A 19299-nucleotide genomic window follows, 5' to 3' on the forward strand; every position below is an offset into this window, starting at 1 on the left:
AAAGGAGGGACTTAGTTTGTCCGTCTACTGAGTGGGATGAATTTTGATGAGTTCGTTTGAGAAGGAATGGGTGTAGCAGAGAAAGGAAGAAGACAGAGAAAGTATGAAAGCGAGAAAGTGGAAGGGGGAGAGATGAACGAAACCTTTAAAACGAGACGTCCCATTGCAGGCGGACCCGCTGTTCATGTTGATTCTGACCTGCCGGTTGGGCCAGCGTCAGCCAGGACCCATCGAGGGTGATCTTGTTTCGATGGCCGGCAAAAAACCAATTGATGGCGGTCGTATATTCCTGTCGCCGGTCATTGGGAGCGGAGATATTGGGATCGACAAATGCATAGCGGAAGGCCACTTCCAATGGTTTGGGCACCGCCGGAATGAGATAGTGAGGGAAATATCCGACCTGCGAATAACTCCCCATCATATTGGTCTTATAGCCCGGTGCCCCTTCCGGAAAGCTGTCATCCTTGACCTCTTTCCAATGGTATTCATGTTGAATGGAAAGCCCCCGCCATTTGAAGGCGAATTCCTCCACCATGCCTTGCACACGGTATTGTCCGGGTGTGGCAGCAGAATCGGACGTGTAGGGCACACCGGCGGAATTGTCTTCGGGCAACGTGCCGCATCCGCTTGAGGACCATCGGGTACATTTGCCGATCGTAGTGTAGGCTCCGAAGGCCACACTTCCTGTGGGTAGCTCATGAAATTCCACATCGCTTTGTGACCATTTCAGGTCCCGGCCAAAAAAGTTCCATTGGTACCGTCCGAAATACATCATGTTGGCGTCGTCGTTGGCTTCTCCCCGGCCGGAGCCGGTAAAGACACCGGCATAATACCGGGAGTCAAAAGCCGTCCCGGGTGCCAAATGGCCATACAGCATGGCTCCAACCTGCCGGTCGATGGTAAAAACCTCATTGACAATCGATCGTTCCACGAACTGCTGGTTGCCGGACGAGTCTCTCCGTTCCCGGTTATAGTCCACTTTCCATTGCCCCACCTGCAGGGAAAGGAACGAAAATTTTTCGAGCGAGATCCGCCAATCTAGCAATTGGGGACTTGCATTGGAGCTGCCGGATTCCGAAGTGGACTGCCAATTTATTTCGAAATAATATCTAATCCAGGGCTGAAAGCCATGCCCGCCGACTTTCATCCGAACCCGTCGAAGTTGAAAGGTACTCTGTGGGTCTTCATTAAAGTCTGCAGCAGAGATAGGATCTGAATCCGTCGGATAGGACCAACGCCCTTGGAACCGCCATTGAATTTGTGTGGCAAATTTCCCATCCTTGGTTGCAAATTCGAACCCCCTTCTTCCATATCCCACGGTAACCGGAAACTCTTGATCCATACGGGTATTGAGTTCCTGCTCTCTTTTTTCCTGCTCGGCCTGAATACGGACCCAATCTTCTTTGGTAATGATTCCTTTTTCCAGTAACACATTCTCCAGACTGTCCTCATAGAGGGGGTCCACGGCCCAGGCTTGCGTTTGGGCGAACAGACCGCAACATACCAATGCCATACACAGGTGTTTCATTCCTCTGTTCTCCAATGAGTCGTGACGGAAGGCGACCGAAGTTGAAGTAAGAAATTACAATATTAACGGGTGTGGCACAAGAGATTTATCCTCTGGCACCCGAAATATAGGCTGCGGTGAGTTCATGTGCGGGAGTTTCAAATATGGCTTGGGCGGTGTCATACTCGATGAGTGTGCCAACCCCGTCACATGACCAGAAAAACGCGATGTGGTCGGCAATGCGTCGCGCCTGGGCCAAGTTGTGAGTGACAATAATGACGGTCACATGACCTCGCAAGGCGACGATCAAATCTTCAACGATTCCGCTGGACAAGGGATCCAGCGCACTGCAGGGCTCATCAAGCAGAATGACATCCGGCGCTAACACCAGTGCTCTTGCCAGGCAGAGTCTCTGTTGTTGTCCTCCTGACAAGGCTTGCGCGGGATGGTCAAGCCGGTCTTTGACTTCATCCCAGAGACCAACTTGCTGGAGGACCTTTTCCATGGCGGAGGCCAAGAGCATGCGGTCATACGTTCCGTGTTCACGGAGGGGAAGCTCCAGATTTTTGCGGATCGAAAATGGGAAGACAGTGGGTTTTTGAAAAATCATTCCCACGGTACGACGCAATTGAAGGACATCGGTCGTCGGGGCGAGGACATCCAGTTCCTGCATGTGCAGGTTCCCCGAAACCCGGCATCCTGGTATCAAGTCCGTTAAGCGATTGAGGCTCGTGAGAAAACTGGTTTTCCCGCAACCTGACGGCCCAACTAACGCCGTAATGCATCCCCGATGGATTTCAAGAGTGACATTCTGAAGGACCTGATGACCCTGATAGGCGATAGAAAGATTGTTCGCGCGAATATGGGGGACAGGATCACAGCAGGGTTCCGTGGATGGGTAGGGAAGCCACGCTCTCCATCCCGACCATTCGTCGGGATCAGGGATTATGCGGGAAGTTGATTGCCTGCCATCCATCGTGTGGCCATCCTGGAAGAAGAAAAGTTAATGATGAACAAGAGACTCACCAGAACGAGAGCGGTGGCATAGGCATGGGGATTGCCCCCGGCCACATTCATGGCCAGATCGTAAATGTGCACAGCAAGAGATCGTCCTGAGTCCATCAACGATTCCGGCATCCGATCCACGTATCCACTGGTAAAAATCAAGGCTGCCGTTTCTGCAATGGCTCGTCCGAGTCCGAGGATGACTCCTACGAGAAGGCCGGGCATGGCTGCAGGGAGGAGGATTGTTCGAATAGTGGTTGGTTTGGAAAGGCCAAGAGCTGCTGCCGATAATCGTTGTTCATTGGAAATGGCGCGAAAACTTTCTTCCACCGTGCGAATTAAAATAGGTAACACCATGCAGGCCAATGTCAGCCCACCAGAGAGAATGGAAAATCCCAATCCGAGGATTTGGCAGAACAGGGCGTTGCCAAACAATCCGAAGACTATGGATGGCACGCCTGCCAGCACATCCAGTGAGCCCCGGATCAGCCGGCCCAGGACATATTCATGACGGGTGTATTCGGCAAGAAACAGTGCGGTCCCCAATCCCATAGGTAAGGCCACTCCCATACAGACTCCGAGGATCAATAACGTGGATATGAGGATGGGGCCGATTCCGCCTTCCCGCCCCGCATTCTGTGGAGCAGAGAACACGAAGCTGAATGACAGATGGTTCAACCCGTTCCAGAGTAAATCACCTATCATGCAGAAAAATGGTACGGCAACCAGGGTGGCCGCCATCCAGATAATCGCGGTCGTGCCATATTCTTGTAGGTACCTATTTTGCCGGGACATAAAAATTCCGATGTCGCAAGCCCTCTGCCACGCTGACAACCAGGACGACAAGTCCCATGAGGAAGAGCCCACTGACAAACAATGCGGCCCGGTGATCGGCCAACGCATAGGACATTTCCAAAGCAATGTTTGCTGTCAGGGTTCTGATCGGATCAAACAAATGGGACGGGGTTTGCACGACGTTTCCACAAACCATCAGCACGGCCATGGTTTCTCCTAACGCTCGTGCCAATCCCAACAGGATACCGGTGAAGAGTCCAACTTTTGTTGTGGGAAGAACCACATGCCAAATCAATGACCCTCGACTGAATCCCAAGGCTGAGGCACTATGAATATAGGCGATGGGAATATGGGCAATGCTTGCGTGGGCCACTAACATGATGGTGGGTATGATCATGAACGTCAGGATGAGGATGCCGGCCAGCAGACTGGTTCCGGGAGGATGCCAGCGGCCGATGATCGGGACCAGAACCACGAGACCCCAGAAGCCGAAAACGACTGAAGGAATTCCTGCCAAAAGTTCGACCATGCGCCGATACCATCGGCTTAGTAGAGGGGGGGCATAAAAGTGACAAAAGACGGCTGACAGAATGCCAAGCGGGGCTGAGAGGAGGACCGCTCCGGTGGTCGTCAAAAGGGTTCCCCAAATCATAGCCGTTAGCCGATATGATCGATCAAGAGGGTACCAGTCGGGGTCATGGAAAAAACGCGCAAAACCAATATCCTGCAGGGCCGGCCAGGATTCATGAAGGAGAAATGATACGACCATGAACAAGAGTCCGCCAGCCATCAACGCGAGGAGGCGCACACTCCACAAGAGCAGGAAATTACCCTTGGAGCGGGACGAAATATTGTTTAAGGATGAGCTCATTGGCCTGCGAGGACCGCGCGAAATCAATAAAGGTTTTAATGAGTCCTGTCGGAAGAGATTTTGTTACAAGTGTCAGGGGACGTGAGAGGGGAAACCTGCCTTCCCGGACTGTTTCAATGGTGGCCGGAATGTGTTGCAGGGGTAATAATCGGATCGGTATGCCGTGGATGGCATCATACTGTGCGGTTCCAATGGAAACATATCCAATCGCATGGGGGTTGCCGGCCACGGTTTTAATGCCTTGTTCATTGTCTCCGATGACCACATGAGCGTGAATGTCGCGATTGGAGATTTGGAAATAGTCCAGAAATAATTCCAAGGTGGAACGTCCTTCTGCTTTATTCACGACGGTAATGGGTGCATCAGACCCCCCAACCTGGTTCCAATGGGTGATTCCACCGGTATAAATAGCCTTAATTTGGTCATCGGTTAATTCCTGAACAGGATTTGATCGATGCAGGATGACGGTGATGCCATCATGGGCAATGACGGATCCATGCAGATGGTGTTCTTGAGATTTCAGAGCACGGGATGCCATCCCAATGTCCGCGACTCCATTGATGACGTCAGCAATGCCGCGAGAAGAACCTCCCGTTTGGATATCGACCCTGATCCCCGGATGACGCATCTCAAATTTTTTGCCGATTTCCGCGATCAGGGGAGCCATGGTACTGGATCCGGTGATGACAAGCTTGTGTCCTTCAGCCTGCGCAAGCGAGTCATCTAACAAATCTATTGTGCAGAGGGCGATGATTCCTATGGTTGCAAGAAAGAGGACGGCAATATAAATGTTTTTCACCATAAATTTTTTTCCAACAATCCAGAAACGATCTTAGCCAAAAGAGATTTTGCAGCATCCAAGGTTGATGGCTTTACCGCTCGTAGAATCGGCGACATGTTCCGGGAGTTTGTAGATCATGGTTTTTCCCTCCCGTGTGGCTTCCACCAGGCCGTTATCCCGCAACACACTTAAATGATGGGATAATAAACTTTGTTCTACTTCCAAGTGTTCCATCAATTCCCCGACATTTTTTTGTCCGGACATAAGAGCTTCAAGAACCGCCAATCGTGTTGGATCTGATACAACCTTTAATTTGCTTGCACAGGAAGGAGAAGTGTTTCTGATTTTCATGGCACGGGAAAATAGTGAATGGAAAGTCTAGATAAATGAATATGTATTCATATGAACAGTATTTAATATGAACGGTTGTTATGAGTCAAGGTCAATTGGCACGGTCCCTCCGGAAGGTCTTGTTTCTGCCCGTGTGTATCCGGATGATCTGAATGCACCGGATAGCAAACTTCTCTCGTCGTGAAAAATATGGGTTGCAAGAGAAATTTAACTCATTTGTAACATGCGTGACATTTGGCTGACATACGTCAGCGGTAAATTTGGCCTGAAGAGCCTGAAGAGATGGTATGGGAAGGACAAGACGGATGATGCCACTCCTGATGTCCAAGAAATTTGTGGCACCATGGCCTATCAAATCGGTCAATCATTCAACAAGGAGCGAATATGAGATTGGAGAGAATTAAATTCCTTGAGGGTGCGATGCTGTTCGGGTTGCTCTTCGTGGTGCTGAGTACTCCAGCCCTGGGGGCAGACGACTTGTTTCCCAATGTGGACCAACAGATTCCCCGGTATTCTCCACAAAGCCGTGTGTCGGGAAAGATCGAAATCGACGGGTCTACGACCATGAAAACGATTTTGGAAACATGGAAGGATAAGCTGGAGAACATTCATCCTGATTTGGAAATCAGTTTGAAGACGGACGGATCCAACACGGGCCTTGAATCGTTAATGAGCGGGAAGACGAAGATCGCGGCCATGTCGCGTACGATAACGAAAGAAGAAATCGAGAAATTTACCAAACAATCAGGTCACGCTCCCACGGCGATTCCCGTTGCGGTCGATGCGTTTGCGATCTTTGTTCATAAGGATAACCCACTTGATCACATTACATTACAACAATTGGATGCGTTGTTCTCCTCGGACAGGCGCCGTGGGGCTCCGGAGTCCATCGACACGTGGGGGCAGTTGGGACTTACCGGGGTATGGGAAAAAACTTCCATTGTATCTCACATCCGGGATGCGAAATCAGGGACCGGACAGTTTTTCAGGGAATTCGTCTTGTTGAATGGGCAAAACAAAGAGATGAGTATTGTTCAACCTGGTGCCGCCTCGGTTGTTCATGCGGTCATGAATGATCCTTATGCCGTCGGCTATAGTGGAATCGGCTATCGCACCAATTCCGTGAAACCCTTACATGTAGCAGCCGGTGATGGCGCCCCATTTGTCGAACCGACCTTTCAATCCGCAACGAATGGATCCTATCCACTTCATCGACGGTTATACCTCTATGTAAATGAATCTCCAGATATGAAACATGCACCGCTCCTCTCCGAAATCATTACATTCGCGGTGAGTCTGGAAGGCCAACAAGTGGTTGCGAAATCGGGATTTTTTCCCCTTCCTACTAAAGACCTCATGGCTTTATCAGCAACCTGGTCCAGGCCGATGGCTTCGGTCTCTAACACGAAGGGACCGAAGAATTTCAAATAGTCCGACCGTCTTGGGAGAAATTGCCGGCAGCAAGAATGCCGGGCTTCCTCTCAGACTCTTGCATAGCCTCACGTCTGGAAGGCGGGAGTCAATCTCTGTTCAGGAGCCGGGTGGCAGACCGTATACCATTCATAACGATTTCGTTTAATAGAATGAGAAGGTCTTCCTCACAACGGGAAAGTGCTGGTGACATCTTTTTGGTCGACAAGGAATGGAAGAGCGAACCCTGACAGCACCTGAGGCAGGGATTCACGAAAAAAAATTCTTATTGGAGCAGAATCGGGATTATACCAGTGATGGATGTGGAACGGGGCTGACGTCCACGGATACGGCGAGCGTATGCTGTCCGCCCCCAACCATAAAGCCATTGATTGGACTGACATCCCCATAGTCTCTTCCCCACGCCAAGGTGATGTGTTCATCACCGGGAATGATATTGTTGGTGGGATCAAAGTCGACCCAGCCAAGACCGGGACTCCATGCCGCGACCCAGGCGTGTGAGGCATCGGCGCCCACCAGTTTTTCCTGTCCTTCCGGTGGATGCGTCAGCAGGTACCCACTAATATACCGTGCAGGTAAACCCAGGCTGCGGAGTGCGGCAATTTCCAAATGGGCAAAGTCCTGGCAAACACCCTTTCGTGAGGTGAGGACATCATGAACCGGTGTGGACACGTCGGTCACGCCTCCTTCGTAGGTGAATTCCTCAAAAATTCGACTGGTTAATTCCATCACACCGGCCAGAAGCGGACGCCCGGATGGAAAACATTCACGAACAAAATCATACGTGGCATCGTCAATAGTGATGTATGGGGAATCATACATAAATTGTTGGGCTTCCAGATTCGGCGGATCCAAGGGATTTTGAAGTTGTTGGACGACCTGTTCCCAAGGCGGACTTTGATCCAACGGTATGGGCTCCGGCTTGATGACCTCCACGAGGGTATTGGCGTCGACAATCAATTGGGGATGGGGGGTTTGAATGGTCAGGTGAGTAATGGCATTGCCAAAATAATCCTCGCCTTCTGAACGAACCGATGGCGTGGGTTCCAACGACACGGTCGACCGGAGGCAATGTTGTCGGGGATGGGACCGTGGAGTAAGACGTAAGACATGATGAGAAATGGCAACCGGCTGGGTGTAGGCGAAGGTGGTTCGGTGTGTCACCTGATAGATCATGGAATGCCCTCAAGCCATTGAGGCCCTGAAATCCGTTGGGTTAACGAATGACTGAAAAAGGTATGAGCCACCACATCGGAGAGTTGATGCACATGTTGGTCCAGTTGTTTAAGGAGTCGTTCAAGGTTGACTCGCACGCCGGTTTTCGTCGTGAAGTGAGCAAGTTCCATCATGTCGGCCAATCGAATATCCGTGCACCCGCGTGTGGTGATCCGCTGTGCCGGGTTAAGGGAAGCAGAGGCCTCCTCCCGGGGCAACGCGTTGATGTGTGCCTCAATCGTCAATAACTGGAAAATAATTGAACGGGGGTTGGTATCATCGGCCAAAAGTAAATCCAGGACTGCAGCGAGTTTGGCTTCAGCCTTGTATCGGGTTCGGTAGGTAATGGTGGCGTCGGCTAATTCCAGAAGCAGATTGAGGGCGCCGGTGGTCTCCGGCGTTCCCCGTGATGCTAAATGATGCATGAGTTTGGATAAGTGTCTCACGCGTTCCAGGCGTCGTCCCATTTCCAGAAAACGCCAGGCATAGCTGCGGGTCATATTTTCCATGACCATGCCGTTGAGCGCTGCCAGATGTTGAATCATCCGGCTCAACAGTCGAATTGCATCATCGATGCTTTGTCCTTTTGTCTGTGCCCATTCCTTTGGCACGCTGGTGAGTTCCATGAGAATATTCCAGGTGTCGAGGGACAACCGGTGACGAACCAGTTCCGCGGTGCGTCGCACATTCTGGAGAATAGTTGCCAAGCCGTCCGGGGAATCCGGATCAAATAAAATCGTTCGAAGTTCTGCCTCCACCGCGCTGGCTCCGCCTTCCACGGCCCGTTTAGCGCGTCGGGGCGATAAATGTTTTTGCATCACGAGAAGAGAAACCAGGCGATGCAGGGTCTCAGGATCATCTCCGATTCCCGCCTCTCCGCTCATGCGTGACACCAAACTTCGTAATAAACGGATCGCGCCTTCAGCGCGTTCGGTGTAGCGCCCCAGCCAGAAGAGATTGTCAGCGGTTCGGCTGGGTAGATCCCGTCCTCCCCGCCGAAGCTGAAGCGTATGATGGGGCAGGGTGACGGCTGCCGGAATATCAAGCGGACCGTTCGACTTCACCCAGGTGTCTTTACTGAAATCACCGGGTTCATGCCAGTGCCCACGAGGATCCGATCGAACCGACACGCGCGCGAGTCCACCCGGCATGACGGTATAGCCGTCCTTTGTGGCTGTCAGATAGATGCGGACAGTCATGGGGACCGGTTTGAGCTCATCCTGAGATGTCCAAAAGGGAGTCGTGGAGGGCGAAACGATTTCCCGTCCCACGTATTCATGCCCACGCCGGGCAATGGCTTGGGCCAGGGCTCCACGGTCTTCTTCGGTCAAGTCAGGCCCGAAGGAGGAGAGACGGTCGTGCGTGAGGCCATGCTTGGGTGTCAAGACACGACGAATTAATAATCGGTTTATATTATCGAGCACGTAGGCGCGCTCGTTGGCCTGTCCACACCACCAGGTGGCGACACTGGGAATTTTCAGTCCTTCACCGAAAAAGAATTTGGATAATGTCGGCAGAAAGCTTAAGAGGACTTCGCTTTCGATCAATCCACTGCCGAGCGCATTGGCTAATGTGACGTGTCCGGCTCGAATGGCTTGGAGTAACCCTGGGACACCGGTTGTGGATTCGGTCATCAATTCGAGAGGGTCGCACAGGTCCGAATAAATCCGGCGTAAGACCAGATCAACGGGCTTCAGACCATCAACCGTTTTCAGGAACAGCCGTTCATCGCGTACGGTCATGTCCGACCCTTCGACAATCGGGTACCCCAGATACCGGGCCAGATAGGCATGCTCAAAATAGGCCATATTTTCCGGGCCCGGCGAAAGCACGACCGCCAGGGGATCTTCACGTTGGGAACACTGGAGAAAACTCTCGCTGAAGGTCTGGAAAAAAGAGGAGAGTCGTTGGACCTGAGTTCGGGCAAACAGGTTGGGTAAAGACCGTGAGACAATAATGCGATTTTCGAGAGCAAATCCGGCACCGGTAGGTGCTTCGGTGCGATCACGCAGGACCCACCATTTTCCATCTGGCGCTCTCGCCACATCGAATGCCAGAAAATGTAAATAGGTGCCTCCTGCCACCGGGACGCCATGGCAGGGCTGCAAAAACTGGGGATTCCCGAACACGACAGCAGGGGGTAAAGTTCCGTTTTTCAGCAATTGTTGCGGGCCATACAAATCGTTCAAAATATGGTTGAGGAGACGGGCTCGTTGAATCAAACCTGCTTCGAGATGGTGCCATTCCTCCTGGCTGATTAACAGTGGGAATAAGTCAAGCTGCCAGGGTCTGTCGCGTTGTCGTTCATTCTGGCCGGCAAGATAGGTCATGCCGTCATCTTTCAACATTCGTGCGGCGGTTTCGTGAGCCAGACAGCGTTGGGTAGCGTCCAGGCTCTCGAATTGTTTCAACAGATTTTCCCAATGCGGACGAACAGAGCCGTCAGACGCCACGAGTTCATCAAAGATATCCGGTTGAGGCGGGTACATCGTGGTGGGTGGGGAAAGGGAGTCCGCTGGTTCGGGAGAATGGAAGGAGGCCATGAAATTTATCAGGGTGTTTCTCGTCGAGGGATGATCAAAATTACCTTACCGTTTCCTGGATACACTGTCCATTGTATGTGATTAGGCAGGCCATCGGAGGTCCAGCGTGCAAGGAAACTCCGGCCGGGAGGTATCTGGTGGTTCGGCATAGGGTCCCGCGGTATGACCAAAGGAATGAAATCTGGCCAACCGGCGGCTTTCGGCTTCATAGGCGTTGACGGGGAAATGTTCAAAATTTCGTCCGCCCGGGTGAGCCACATGATAGGTACACCCGGCAACCGCCCGCCCGGCCCATTGATCGTAAATGTCAAAAGTCAGCGGGGCGTCAATTCCGATCTTCGGATGTAAACAGTTGGGAGGCTGCCAGGCTCGATATCGCACGCCGCCGACCGCCTCTCCTTGTCGTCCGGTTGGTATCATGGGCACGCGTTTGCCATTGCAGGCAATAATATAACGGTTTTCAGTTAAGCCGGACAGCTTGATCTGTAGACGTTCAACCGAGGAATCCACATATCGTACGGTGCCGCCAGGTGCCCCTTGCTCTCCCATGACATGCCATGGTTCCAGAGCCTGTCGAACTTCCATCACCAGACTGCCATAGTTGATTGAGCCAAAGAGGGGAAAACGGAACTCCAGATGAGGTGCGAACCAGTCGTTTTGCAGTTCGTACCCGGCGCGATTCATTTCCTGGATGACTTCATGGAGATCCTGAGAGAGAAAGTGGGGGAGCATAAAACGATCATGAAGTTGTGTCCCCCATCGAACGAGGTTTCCCTGGTCCGGAGTTTTCCAGAAACGCGCAACGAGGGCCAGGAGCAGAACCTGTTGAGCCAGACTCATGCGTTCGTGGGGAGGCATTTCGAAGGCCCGGAATTCTACCAGTCCGAGTCGACCGGTCGGGCCATCCGGGGAATAGAGTTTGTCGATACAAATTTCCGTGCGATGCGTATTCCCCGTGACATCAATGAGCAAATTTCGAAAGATCCGATCGACCAACCATGGCGGTGGTGGTGCCCCGACGTTGGGAGCGGGGACTTGGGCAAATCCCAGTTCCAGTTCGTACAAGGAATCATGACGGGCTTCATCGATGCGGGGAGCCTGACTGGTCGGGCCGATGAAGAGACCGGAAAAGACATAGGAGAGGGAAGGATGCCGTTGCCAGTAAGCGATCATGCTGCGCAGGAGATCGGGCCGACGCAGAAAAGGACTGTCAGCAGGAGTGTTGCCTCCCATAACCACATGATTGCCTCCCCCGGTTCCCGTGTGTCGTCCGTCCAACATGAACTTTTCCGTGCCTAATCGGCAGAGCCTCGCTTCTTCATAGATGGCCGTAGTAATCGCGACCATGTCCGCCCAATTTTTCGCGGGGTGGATATTCACCTCGAGCACTCCTGGATCAGGAGTGATTTTCAACACGTTGAGGCGAGGGTCATAGGGGGGCGTGTAGCCTTCCAGGTGAATCGGCTGGTGTAATTCCGCAGCGGTGTCCTTAATGACGGCGACCAGATCAAGATAATCTTCAGCCGATTCCAGGGGCGGCATGAACACACAGAGGTGCCCGTTACGAGGTTCCACCGTGAGAGATGCGCGAACCACACCTCCTGCGCCGATCCCGCTCTGCTGTCCCATGACCACTTGAGCCGGTTCATGTTGCCCCCCTTCTCCCCGTAGTTTTGGAAGCCGGTGTTCCTGAAGAGAGGATACCTGAATTGGATCCGGTAAGGGTCCCCGGATATCGAATGGGTCAGTCGGGATGATATAGGGATAGTCTTTGGGATCAATAACCGGCAATGACGGGAGAGGCAATCGAAAGCCGATTGGCGAGTCACCGGGGACCAAAAACAAGTGCTGACTGCGTGTGGTCCATGCGGCAGTGATCCAGCGACGAGGTCCGTCCTTGGCATTCCAGCGTTGCAATGGCAGGACATAGCCTGCCGGTTTGCCCAGACCGCGTTCATACACTTTAGCGAGCCGGGCACGCGCCATGGGGTCGTCGAGATTATTGGTGGCCGGTTCGAGATTTTCTGGCAGCTTTCGTTCCTGACCGATGAAATGCCAGGGATCCTCATAGACGGGTTGAATGGTTTTGGTGCCGACTTCTACCCGTTTGGCGATTCCCTGAATGAAATGGTTGGCATCATCGGCGGAAATGTTTGAGGTCTGATTTTCTTTGGCAAAGAGTTGGTCTTCCTGCCAGATCGGTTTCCCGTCCTGCCGCCAATAGAGGCTAAAGGCCCAGCGTGGCAACGGTTCGCCGGGATACCATTTCCCTTGGCCAAAGTGCAGAAGTCCTCCAGGGGCGAAACGCTCACGTAAGCGTTTGATGAGATTCGCCGCCAATGGTCGCTTCGTATCACCGACAGCCTCGGTATTCCATTCAGGCGCATCGGGATGATCAATGGAGATAAAGGTGGGCTCTCCGCCGATTGTGAGCCGGACATCGTTGCTTGCCAATTCCTGATCCAGTCGTTGTCCGAATTGATCGATCGTCTGCCATTGTTCCTCTGTGTATGGTTTGGTCACCCGTGGCGTTTCAACAATACGGGTGACCGACATTTCATGCGAAAACGTCGTTTCACAAATCTCCATCGCTCCACTAATCGGCGCAGCGGTCAAAGGGTGAGGTGTGCAGGCTAGCGGGATGTGCCCTTCTCCAGCCATCAGTCCGGACGTGGCGTCCAATCCCACCCACCCGGCCCCCGGCAGATAGGCCTCCACCCAGGCGTGAAGGTCTGTAAAGTCCCGATCGGTTCCGGACGGACCATCCAACGATGGCACGTCGGCGACAAGTTGAATCAAATAGCCGGAGACGAATCGACTAGCAATACCCAGGTGGCGAAGGATCTGCACGAGGAGCCAACCCGTGTCCCGGCACGATCCACGTCCCAGTTGCAATGTTTCATCAGGGGTTTGCACGCCGGGTTCCATGCGGACGACATAGTCGATTTGAGACTTCAGTTGCTGATTGAGACCCATTAAGAAGGGAACGGTAGGATCATCGTGTGGCGCGGTGAACTGTCGCAGCCACTCTTGCAGCCGCGGGCCTGGTGGTTCTGTGGCCAAATACGGCAGCAGGTCATCTTTGACCAGGGGATCATAGTTGAAGGGAAGTGTCTCGGCGTCCGGCTCCAAAAAAAAGTCAAAGGGATTATAGATGACCATGTCGGCCACCAGGTCGACTTCCACATGAAATTCCTGAACCTTTTCAGGATAAATAATCCGTGCCAGATAGTTGCCGTGAGGATCCTGTTGCCAGTTCAGGAAATACCCGGTGGGCTCAATCTTGAGTGCGTAACTCAGAATGGGAGTCCGGCTATGGGGAGCCGGCCGCAACCGGATGACGTGAGGCCCCATCTGAACCCGGCGATCGTAGCGATAATGCGTTTGGTGATTGAGTGCGACGTGAAGTGCCATGAAAAATCAATAGCCCATGAAATGCCTGTCTTGGTGAAAGAAAAGCGGAAAAATGAAATGACCATCTTCACATGACGGATCAACGGATCTTAGCACTCTCCTTCGTTCTTTGCACCATTCTCATTCACCTGAACCATTCCCTCAAAGATTCAATCACCGCGTCAGGACAAGCTTTGTTTGGTCCGTGTTCTCTTGTTGAAATTGCTATTGTGTCGGTCGCCTATGCTACACTCTACACCGTAATTTTCGGTGAGATCGTCTTCTTGCCCAGAGGCCACTGATTAAAGGATAGGGTTGTGAAATCGTTATTTGACCGCTATCAAATGAAGCCGGGATTCGATGAAATGTTCGAGTCGGCCGGCGTTCCACGCCGTCATTACCGGCGTCTCGTCGAACGGTTACGGAATTTCTCTTCGAAGGATCTGGAGTTGAAACGGCGTCAGGCCGATCAGGCGTTTTTGCGGCAGGGGATTACCTTTACCGTCTATGGCGATCTCCAGCAAACGGAGAAGATTTTTCCTTTTGATCTGATGCCACGAATTATCCCGGATCTCGAATGGCGAGTTATTGAAGAGGGAATCCGCCAGCGCGTCATGGCCCTGAATATGTTTTTAGTGGACTTATATAGCGAGCAACGGATTCTGAACGATCACGTGGTGCCTCGGGAGCTCATAGAAAGTTCCGTGCATTTTCAAAAAGATTTAGTGGGGTTTTGTCCTCCCAAAGAGGTGTTCATCCATGTATCGGGAGTTGATTTGGTCCGGAACCATGAAGGCCAATACTATGTCCTGGAGGATAATCTCCGGACACCATCCGGCGTGTCGTACGTTCTGGAAAACCGACTGGTCATGAAGCAACTGTTTCCCAACCTGTTTGCCGACATGCAAGTCCGGCCTGTCGATCAATATCCGACGCAACTCCTGGAGAATCTCAAGTGGCTGGCTCCCCTCAGTAAAGAAAACCCGACCGTCGTCCTCCTGACTCCCGGTGTGTTTAACTCCGCCTACTTTGAACATTGCTTTTTATCCTTACAGATGGGGATTCAAATGGTGGAAGGCCGGGATCTGGTGGTGGAATCCGATGATAAGGTCTATATGAAGACCACCCAAGGTCTTCAACAGGTTGATGTGATTTATCGCCGGGTAGATGATACCTTCCTCGATCCGGAAGTGTTTCGCAAAGATTCCGTGTTAGGCGTTCCCGGCCTGGTCCGGGCCTATCGAGCAGGGAATGTGGGCCTGGCCAATGGTATCGGGAACGGGATCGCCGATGATAAAGCGGTGTATACCTTTGTGCCGAAAATGATCGACTACTATTTAAGCGAGAAACCCATTCTGCAAAATGTCCCCACGTATTTGTGCGGGAATCCTGACGATCGAAAGTATGTATTGGAACACCTGGGATCATTGGTTGTGAAAGCCGTGGCGGAATCCGGCGGTTATGGGATGTTGATGGGACCCAGCTCGACCAAGGCCGAACAGGAGGAGTTTCGGAAGAAAATAGAGACCGATCCACGCAGCTACATTGCCCAGCCGGTGGTCACTCTCTCGCATCATCCGTGTGTCGTGGATGGAGAAGAGAATATGCGATTGGTCGGGAGGCATGTCGATCTTCGTCCCTTTGTGCTGTGGGGGGAAGAGATCTCCTTGTCGTTGGGAGGATTGACCCGTGTCGCCTTGAAGGAAGGCTCCCTGGTCGTGAATTCTTCGCAGGGCGGGGGAAGCAAGGATACATGGGTGCTTTATGGAGATGAATGAACCATGTTAAGCCGGACGGCAGAATCGTTTTTCTGGATCGGGCGCTCGGTGGAGCGGGCCGAATATACGGCCAGGTTCGTGGATGTGCATTTTCATTTGCTGACGGAGATTGCGACCCAGGAAGACCAGGCTAATATTTGGACTCGATATTTGGAAGACACCGGTGAGCTGGAAGCCTTTACCAAAATTTTTGGGGAAGTGCAGACCAGACCGGTTATGGAATTTGTTACGCTTTGCCGGGACAATCCGAATTCGCTGACGAATCTTATTGCGGCCGCCAGAAACAGCGCCCGCGGGATCCAGGATCAGTTATCCAGCGAAGTCTGGCATTTTATGAATGATTTTTATCTCAGCCTCAAGGGAAAAACCGAATTTGATCTGTGGTCGGATACCCACGATTTGCTCAGGTATGTGCGGAATACCTGCTACACGTTGGACGGGGTTGTCGGCAGCACGATGGTCCACGATGAGGGATGGAATTTTTACAGGTTGGGGCTGAATATTGAACGGGGTGGACGGACCGCTCGACTCATTGATATTCCTGTCCTCAGTGACCCTACGACGGAACCCAGGAGAATTTCCGAATACCACCAGTGTTTAGCCGCGTTGAAATCGGCCAGTGCCTTCGAGGCCTATCGGAAATTTTATTCCACACAGTTGGTGCCGAAACGAATCGTTGAATTTCTCCTTTTTCATGATAAGTTCCCTCGATCGGTCCGGTATACGACGGCGCAAATCAGTAAAGTCGTGGAACGCTTGGCAGGAAGTAGTCGAAGGGCTGAAACCCGTCAGGCGATCCGATTAAGTGGGGCCTTGGCGGCGGATCTGGAATTCGGCAGTCTGCAAGAGGTCTATTCTACAGGCTTATCGCATTTTCTGACGCAGGTCCTTGAGCATTTTGACCAGCTTTCCAACCTGATCGCATTGGCCTTTTTTCGCACGAGTGGTTATTCCGCCGCTTCTCAATCCCAAACCCAATCCCAAACCCAATCTCAAACCGTATAAAAGCAGTTTCCCTTGGGGAGAGGATCTCGAATCTCCCTTGAGAATTCCCCGATAGCCTCTTCTGTTCTATGTTGTAGTCCAGGTCGAACTGGGGTAAGCTTTCTCCGTTTCCTTGACAAGGCCTTGCCACTCTCATACATAGGCGAATAGCGAATCATTGGTATTCGTGTTGTTCCCCCAGAATCTCACCATACCATGTCTAATCTATCTATCCTGTTGGTGATTCCTCCTCTGACTCAACTCAATACGCCGTATCCGTCCACGGCCTATTTGACGGGGTTCTTGCGGTCCCAAGGGTATCGCACGCATCAGGCTGATGTGGGCATTGAAATGGTGTTGGCCCTTTTCTCCCGTGGTGGCCTGAGCCGGGTCTTTGCCGAACTCCGGAAGACTTCCATTGACGGACTGCCTGGTGAGGCGCGGCAAATGATAAGTCTGGAGCGGGCCTATGTCGAGACAATTGATCCGGTGATTAGCTTTTTACAGGGTCGAAATCCCACCTTGGCTTCGCGCATTTGTCAGGGCACCTTCCTTCCCCAAGGTCCACGCTTTTCCTTAATGAGTTCAGAAAATCAACATGGAAGACATCGTGCATCCAATCAAGCCGACCAGGCTAAGCATCTGGCAACCTTGTATCTTGAAGATCTTGCCGATCTGGTTCAGGCCACCATTACGCCCCACTTTGCGTTGAGTCGCTATGCCGAATCCATGGCCATGCAGGCGAATTCCTATGATCGTCTTGAGGAAGCCCTGGCTCAACCCATGAGTCTCACTGACGAGTGGATGGTAGACGCGCTCTGGGGGCATGTGGACCGGCATCAACCCGCTGTCGTCGGGTTTTCGGTGCCATTTCCAGGCAATCTGTATGGCGCTCTTCGGATGGGTCAACAATTGCGGGGCAGAAGGCCGGAGATCAAAGTCGTGCTTGGGGGAGGGTATCCCAATACGGAGTTACGCCGGGTGCGGGACCCACGACTGTTTGAAGTCGTGGATTTCGTGACCCTTGACGATGGGGAGCGGCCCTTTCTCTGTCTGTTGGAATACCTGGAAGGAAAACGGAGAGAGCCCGATCTGTGCCGGACATTTCTTCGTTCAGGGCAGAATGTCGTCTGGCAGAATGGAGCCAGCGAGCCGGATGTTTCGCAGGCCGAAGTGGGAACCCCGACGTACGAGGGATTGCCTCTCAATCAGTATATTTCCGTGCTTGATACATTGAATCCCATGCATCGGCTCTGGTCCGATGGACATTGGAATAAATTGACGGTGGCGCACGGGTGTTACTGGAAACAATGTACGTTCTGCGATGTGGGGCTGGATTACATCGGCCGGTATGAAGTCTCACCGGGCGAAGTGTTGGTGGATCGAATCGAAGCCCTGATCGCCGAAACGGGATGTTGTGGGTTTCACTTCGTGGATGAGGCCGCTCCGCCGGTGGGATTAAAAAATCTTGCGCTATCTCTGCTCGAACGGGAGGTCACCATTTCCTGGTGGGGAAACGTCCGGTTTGAACCGGCATTTACCCCCGACCTCTGCCGTCTGCTCGCCGCCTCCGGCTGCATTGCCTTGAGCGCCGGTTTGGAAGCGGCGTGTGATCGTCTGTTAGCCTTGGTCAAAAAAGGTATCACCGTCGATCAGACGGTTCGGGTGGTTCAGGCCTGCCGGAACGCGGAGATTCTGGTGCATGCCTATCTCATGTACGGGCTTCCCAGTGAGACGATCGGGGAAACCATTGAAAGCCTCGAACGGGTGCGCCAATTGTTTGCGCATGATCTCATCCAATCGGCCTTCTGGCATCGGTTTACCACCACCGCCCATAGTCCGATCGGCTTACAGCCTCAAGCCTATGGTATTCACCTCATTGGACCGGGATTTGGAGGGTTTGCGGAAAATGATCTGGTTCATGTGGATGACCTGGCATCAATGCCGGAATGGATCGGGGAAGGTCTGAGAGCGGCTCTATGGCATTACAAGGAAGGGTTGGAATTGACCCGGGATGTTCGTGAATGGTTTCCGGAACGCGTCCCGAAACCAAAGGTAAAACGCACCTGGGTCAAGCAGATCTTGGAAAGCGAAGAGCGGGAAGATCATTCCAGGTTAGAGCGGAAATTCGTCTGGATCGGCGGGCAGCCGGATGTTGATCGAGGAAATGGCGAGCAATACAAAATCATTTTGCCGAATCGAACAACAGATGAAGAAGTGAGGCTGAAGCGAGGCCAAGGGGAATGGTTTCTGAATCTGATCGAACGTGCCGTGCCGGTGCATCAAGCGGGGGGACATCGGTATCCTATTTATAAAGAAGTTCGGGCGGGCTTTCCGTTTGGCGGACCAAAGGGTTTTGATAAGTGGTGGCAGTCCGCTTCTGCCCACAAAGCCAGAGCCGTCGGCCTGCTGTTGGTGTAGGTTCCCGGCGCCCAATTAAAATTTCCTTAATAAGAAAGTGATGGCGATAGGTAATTGTCAGTCGCGCTGGAAACAGATCCTTCGATTCTCTCAGGATGACAAACAGATAACTGAGGCGGGTGCCAGCCTCTGAGTCGGGCGAAGCATCTAGCTTCACACAAAGACGGGACTAGATGTCGATTGTTAGCTACGGGTGGTCACAAGACGAAAATCATTGGCTCTTT

The 19299-nt window shown here is 52.4% G+C and carries 13 protein-coding genes; 4 read left to right on the plus strand and 9 right to left on the minus strand.

The genetic code is table 11. The features are described 5' to 3' along the window. Positions 1-145: 145 nt before the first annotated feature. The 6 genes from PQG83_RS02840 to PQG83_RS02865 all read right to left on the minus strand — a co-directional run bounded on the left by PQG83_RS02840 (position 146) and on the right by PQG83_RS02865 (position 5310). The gene (locus PQG83_RS02840; RefSeq protein WP_312746591.1) at positions 146-1528 is read right to left on the minus strand and encodes a porin; all 1383 of its coding nucleotides are present in this window, start codon (positions 1526-1528) and stop codon (positions 146-148) included. Positions 1529-1613: 85 nt separating this feature from the next. Continuing rightward, entirely contained in the window at positions 1614-2483 is an 870-nt protein-coding gene (locus PQG83_RS02845) for a phosphate ABC transporter ATP-binding protein (protein WP_312746594.1), read from the minus strand. Further along, complete coding sequence (gene pstA / locus PQG83_RS02850; RefSeq protein ID WP_312746596.1) at positions 2453-3307, minus strand: phosphate ABC transporter permease PstA; 855 nt, start codon at positions 3305-3307, stop codon at positions 2453-2455. Before pstA ends, PQG83_RS02845 begins: the two co-directional genes overlap by 31 nt. Next, positions 3291-4115, minus strand: a complete 825-nt coding sequence (pstC, locus tag PQG83_RS02855) for a phosphate ABC transporter permease subunit PstC (protein ID WP_312749164.1) — start codon at positions 4113-4115, stop codon at positions 3291-3293. The genes pstA and pstC overlap by 17 nt, the downstream gene beginning before the upstream one ends. 19 nt (positions 4116-4134) lie before the next feature. After that, entirely contained in the window at positions 4135-4980 is an 846-nt protein-coding gene (locus PQG83_RS02860; protein ID WP_312746598.1) for a phosphate ABC transporter substrate-binding protein, read from the minus strand. Between the two features lie 30 nt (positions 4981-5010). Then, complete coding sequence (locus tag PQG83_RS02865; RefSeq protein ID WP_312746600.1) at positions 5011-5310, minus strand: ArsR/SmtB family transcription factor; 300 nt, start codon at positions 5308-5310, stop codon at positions 5011-5013. 384 nt (positions 5311-5694) lie between these two features. Between PQG83_RS02865 and PQG83_RS02870 the strand changes: the two genes are divergently transcribed. Then, complete coding sequence (locus PQG83_RS02870) at positions 5695-6741, plus strand: PstS family phosphate ABC transporter substrate-binding protein (protein WP_312746602.1); 1047 nt, start codon at positions 5695-5697, stop codon at positions 6739-6741. Between the two features lie 285 nt (positions 6742-7026). Here PQG83_RS02870 and PQG83_RS02875 read toward each other — a convergent pair whose 3' ends face one another. From PQG83_RS02875 to PQG83_RS02885, 3 genes are all read right to left on the minus strand, one after another. Beyond that, positions 7027-7917 (minus strand): transglutaminase family protein, encoded by an 891-nt coding sequence (locus PQG83_RS02875; protein ID WP_312746603.1) that lies wholly within the window; start codon positions 7915-7917, stop codon positions 7027-7029. Next, complete coding sequence (locus PQG83_RS02880; RefSeq protein ID WP_312746606.1) at positions 7914-10499, minus strand: circularly permuted type 2 ATP-grasp protein; 2586 nt, start codon at positions 10497-10499, stop codon at positions 7914-7916. Before PQG83_RS02880 ends, PQG83_RS02875 begins: the two co-directional genes overlap by 4 nt. 81 nt (positions 10500-10580) lie before the next feature. Continuing rightward, positions 10581-13913 carry a transglutaminase family protein gene (locus PQG83_RS02885; RefSeq protein ID WP_312746608.1) on the minus strand — a complete coding sequence of 1111 codons (3333 nt, stop codon included), beginning with the start codon at positions 13911-13913 and terminating at the stop codon, positions 10581-10583. A gap of 296 nt (positions 13914-14209) precedes the next feature. Here PQG83_RS02885 and PQG83_RS02890 point away from each other — a divergent pair, with 296 nt between their 5' ends. The 3 genes from PQG83_RS02890 (at position 14210) to PQG83_RS02900 (ending at position 19075) form a co-directional block, all read left to right on the plus strand. Further along, on the plus strand, positions 14210-15670 hold the full coding sequence (locus PQG83_RS02890) for a circularly permuted type 2 ATP-grasp protein (protein WP_312746609.1): 1461 nt from the start codon (positions 14210-14212) through the stop codon (positions 15668-15670). A 3-nt stretch (positions 15671-15673) separates the two neighbouring features. Then, a complete protein-coding gene (locus tag PQG83_RS02895; RefSeq protein WP_312746611.1) occupies positions 15674-16675 on the plus strand; it encodes an alpha-E domain-containing protein in 1002 nt (333 codons plus the stop codon). A 195-nt stretch (positions 16676-16870) separates the two neighbouring features. After that, positions 16871-19075 carry a B12-binding domain-containing radical SAM protein gene (locus PQG83_RS02900; protein ID WP_312746614.1) on the plus strand — a complete coding sequence of 735 codons (2205 nt, stop codon included), beginning with the start codon at positions 16871-16873 and terminating at the stop codon, positions 19073-19075. Positions 19076-19299: the final 224 nt, after the last annotated feature.

It is taken from the genome of Candidatus Nitrospira neomarina (genome assembly GCF_032051675.1).
Taxonomy (GTDB): domain Bacteria; phylum Nitrospirota; class Nitrospiria; order Nitrospirales; family UBA8639; genus Nitrospira_E; species Nitrospira_E neomarina.

What these genes read in the sequence shown, in the direction of transcription:
- PQG83_RS02840 (WP_312746591.1), bottom strand. Translation starts at nt 1,528, where the DNA reads ATGAAACACCTGTGTATGGCATTGGTATGTTGCGGTCTGTTCGCCCAA.
- PQG83_RS02845 (WP_312746594.1), bottom strand. Translation starts at nt 2,483, where the DNA reads ATGGATGGCAGGCAATCAACTTCCCGCATAATCCCTGATCCCGACGAA.
- pstA (WP_312746596.1), bottom strand. Translation starts at nt 3,307, where the DNA reads ATGTCCCGGCAAAATAGGTACCTACAAGAATATGGCACGACCGCGATT.
- PQG83_RS02860 (WP_312746598.1), bottom strand. Translation starts at nt 4,980, where the DNA reads ATGGTGAAAAACATTTATATTGCCGTCCTCTTTCTTGCAACCATAGGA.
- PQG83_RS02865 (WP_312746600.1), bottom strand. Translation starts at nt 5,310, where the DNA reads ATGAAAATCAGAAACACTTCTCCTTCCTGTGCAAGCAAATTAAAGGTT.
- PQG83_RS02870 (WP_312746602.1), top strand. Translation starts at nt 5,695, where the DNA reads ATGAGATTGGAGAGAATTAAATTCCTTGAGGGTGCGATGCTGTTCGGG.
- PQG83_RS02875 (WP_312746603.1), bottom strand. Translation starts at nt 7,917, where the DNA reads ATGATCTATCAGGTGACACACCGAACCACCTTCGCCTACACCCAGCCG.
- PQG83_RS02880 (WP_312746606.1), bottom strand. Translation starts at nt 10,499, where the DNA reads ATGGCCTCCTTCCATTCTCCCGAACCAGCGGACTCCCTTTCCCCACCC.
- PQG83_RS02885 (WP_312746608.1), bottom strand. Translation starts at nt 13,913, where the DNA reads ATGGCACTTCACGTCGCACTCAATCACCAAACGCATTATCGCTACGAT.
- PQG83_RS02895 (WP_312746611.1), top strand. Translation starts at nt 15,674, where the DNA reads ATGTTAAGCCGGACGGCAGAATCGTTTTTCTGGATCGGGCGCTCGGTG.
- PQG83_RS02900 (WP_312746614.1), top strand. Translation starts at nt 16,871, where the DNA reads ATGTCTAATCTATCTATCCTGTTGGTGATTCCTCCTCTGACTCAACTC.